Annotated in this window: 3 protein-coding genes; all 3 read right to left on the reverse strand. The window is 72.2% G+C overall.

Going from position 1 to position 3,253, the window contains the following annotated elements:
* Nucleotides 1-927 (reverse strand): GDSL-type esterase/lipase family protein (locus IEY93_RS26095; RefSeq protein WP_229691496.1); only part of this gene is annotated, 927 nt, incomplete at its 3' end.
* A gap of 255 nt (nucleotides 928-1,182) precedes the next feature.
* On the reverse strand, nucleotides 1,183-2,712 hold the full coding sequence (locus IEY93_RS26100; protein WP_189165767.1) for a helicase HerA-like domain-containing protein: 1,530 nt from the start codon (nucleotides 2,710-2,712) through the stop codon (nucleotides 1,183-1,185).
* A gap of 313 nt (nucleotides 2,713-3,025) precedes the next feature.
* Nucleotides 3,026-3,253: RICIN domain-containing protein (locus IEY93_RS26105; protein WP_189165768.1), on the reverse strand; the 228-nt coding region annotated here is incomplete at its 5' end.

Here is a 3,253-nt window from a genome sequence, read left to right on the forward strand (position 1 = left end):
GTCGGACAGGCCGCCGGACGGCACCCAGCCGTCGGTGGGGACGAAGAAGACGTTGCGGTCGCCGGCGTCGTTGAGGGTCTGTACCGCGGCCTGGGTCTGCGGCACGAACCGGCCGCGGAAGGTCTGCAGGGCCAGGATCGCGGCCCTGGGGTACTTGCTCCGGACGGTGCGCAGCAGGCCGGCGTAGGAGCTCTGGAACTGGGTCGTGGACACGCCGTGCCCGGCGTCGTTGGTACCGAGGTTGATCACGACCGCGTCCGCCTGGTAGCGCGAGAAGTCATGGTCGGCGGCTCCGTCGGCGGCGCTGACCTTGACGAAGCGCCGGTCCAGGCCGACGCAGCCGTCGGCGCTGCTGACCAGGCAGGCGCCGCCCTCGGCGACCTGCGTGTGGTCCAGCCCGAGCTGCTCACCGACCAGCCATCCATAGGCGGTGAGGGCGTTCTTGGAGGTGGTGGTTCCGACGGTGATGGAGTCGCCGACGAACTCCACCGTGCCGCGGGCCGGCCGGGCGGGCAGGGTGCGCGCACCCGAGTCGAGCACCAGGCCCTGGAACACCGCGTCGCCGTGGTAGGAGCCGGCCACCACGCGGTAGGACACGCGCAGGGTGTGGTCACCGGCCGGCAGGGCGGTGGGGGTGAGGTCGACCGTGCCCCGCACGTTCTGCAGGTACACATCGGGGCGGCCGTCGATGCTGTAGTAGAGGTCGATGGTGTTGCGCTGCTTCAGCTTGACGGTGGTGCCGGTGAAGCCGGTGACCAGGTAGGCGCCGGCCCAGCCGGGGACGTAGGCGGTGCCGTCCCGGGTGTCCCAGCGGCCGACGAAGCGGATGTTGGAGTCGGTGGGCGAGCCGTTTCCGGCGGCGGCCAGGGCTCCGGGCGGTGTGGCGAGCGTGGTCGCGAGGGCGGCGGCCACGACGGCCAGGCGCATGAGTCTCACGGCACAGAGGAGCATCGGCGGCGTGCGCCGGTCAAGGCGGACTATGCGGCCCCGTTCCCCTTTTGTCCGCGAAACGGACCTCTACCAGCTTCTTCGGGAATTCGTGCGGGCACGGAGGGTGAAACATTCACCTCGGCGCGAGCGGCGCCGCGCACGCGAAACCCCCGGCTCGCTCCGGAGACGGGGGCACCCGTCCCAGGCCGCCGGTCATGGCCATCCCGGGAACGGCCGCGATGGGCGTGTCTGTCAGCGGCGGCCGCGGCGGGCCGTGCCGAAGATGGATCTGCTGATCTCCCGGCCCAGCGCGGAGGCCGCCGACCGGGCCATGGAGCGGAACTCCTTGGACGACAGCACGTTCTCCAGCACGCTCTTGCCGGGCTCGCCTTCCCGTTCCCGGTCGCGCTCGCGCCCTCCGCGAGCCTGCGGAGCGGGGCGCGCCTGGGCCTCGGCGGGCTGCTGCGCGGCCAGCCTCGCCGCCAGGATCTCGTAGGCCGACTGCCGGTCGACCTCGGTGCCGTACTTCCCCCGCAGGGCGGAGGCGGCGATGACCTGCTGGACCACGTCCGGGCTCGACGGCGCCATGAGCGTCCGGGGGGCGCGCAGGCGCGTCCAGGCCACCGGCGTCGGCGCGCCCGTCTCCGACAGGACCGTGACGACGGCCTCGCCGATGCCGAGCCCGGTGAGCAGCCGTTCCAGGTCGTAGGAGGACGTGGGGAAGGTCGACACGGTCGCCTTGAGCGCCTTGGCGTCCTGCGGGGTGAAGGCGCGCACGGCGTGCTGGACGCGTGCGCCGAGTTGCGCCAGCACGTCGGCCGGGACGTCCTGCGGGGTCTGGGTGACGAAGAACACCCCCACGCCCTTGGACCGGATCAGCCGCACGGTCTGGGTGATCGACCGCAGGAACGCCTTGGAGGCGCCGTCGAACAGCAGGTGCGCCTCGTCGAAGAAGAACACCAGCTTCGGCCGGTCGGCGTCACCCACCTCGGGCAGTGCCTGGAACAGGTCGGCGAGCAGCCACATCAGGAAGGTGGAGAACAGCTGCGGCCGGTCCTGCACGGCCGGCAACTCCAGCACGGAGATCACCCCGCGGCCGTCCTCCGTCACCCGGAGCAGGTCGCGCACGTCGAACTCCGGCTCGCCGAAGAAGACCTCGGCCCCCTGCGCCTCGAAGTTGGTCAGGGCGCGCAGGATGACCCCCGCCGTCGTCGCCGACAGCCCGCCGATCCCGCGCAGCGCCTCGGGATCGGTGGTCAGGTACCGGATGACCGCGGTCAGGTCCTTCAGGTCCAGCAGCGCCAGCCCGTTGTGGTCGGCGAAATGGAAGATCAGCCCGAGTGAGGACTCCTGCGTCTCGTTGAGCTCGAGGACCTTGGCGAGCAGAGTCGGCCCGAACGCGGTCATGGTGCTGCGGATCGGGACGCCCGTCCCGAGCCCGCCCAGGGAGAAGAACTCCACCGGGCAGGCCGCGGGCCGCCACGTCTGTCCCACCTCGGCGGCCCGCGACAGGACGCGCTCGGTGGCCGTGCCCGGCGAGGCCAGCCCGGACAGGTCGCCCTTGACGTCGGCGACGAAGACCGGAACCCCCTCGGCCGAAAGCTGCTCCGCCATGAGCTGGAGCGTCTTGGTCTTCCCGGTCCCCGTGGCACCGGCCACCAGCCCGTGCCGGTTCAGCATGCTCACGGAGATCCGGATCTGCTCCGCGGCCTCGGCGGTGCCGTCCTCGCGCACCAGGGCGCCGAGCTCCAGCGCCGGTCCCCGGACGTCGTACCCTTTCATCGATCCCCCGATCGCGCCGCCCACGCGCACGCCTCCCCACCACGGTGGTACCCATTTCCGCAGGTCACTCCTGCTCGGGCCGGGTTTCGCCGCTCAGGCCCGTGGTGAAGGGTGGCGTGGGCCCGGCTACGCGGGGGTGGAACGCGCGGGGCCGACCGGCCGATCGCCGCGCAGGGTGATCCGGTGCATGACCCTGCGGGTGTCGCCGTAGTCGCGCCCGTCCCACGCTGCCACGGCGGGCGTCCCGGTTTCAGCCGGCCCGCGGATCCGCGTGGCCCGAGGGTCATGGTCATCGGGCCACGCGGGGGAGCGGTCAGACCGCGGTGATGGTCCATTCGAGGTTGGGGCTCGAGAGCGGCGCCCACAGCTTCACGTTGGCGCCGGAGGTGGTGGTGCCGCCGCTGTCCAGGGCGGTGCCGGTGCCGCGGTTGACGATCTGGTAGCGGCCGTTGCCGAGGCTGTTCAGCCGCCACTGCTGGTTGTTGCCGCCGTTCCACGCCGCCTGCTTGCAGAGGGCGCCGTTGGCGGTGTCGCCCCAGCT

It is taken from the genome of Sphaerisporangium melleum (genome assembly GCF_014646695.1).
In the GTDB taxonomy this organism is placed as follows: domain Bacteria; phylum Actinomycetota; class Actinomycetes; order Streptosporangiales; family Streptosporangiaceae; genus Sphaerisporangium; species Sphaerisporangium melleum.

What these genes read in the sequence shown, in the direction of transcription:
- IEY93_RS26100 (WP_189165767.1), bottom strand. Translation starts at nt 2,712, where the DNA reads ATGAAAGGGTACGACGTCCGGGGACCGGCGCTGGAGCTCGGCGCCCTG.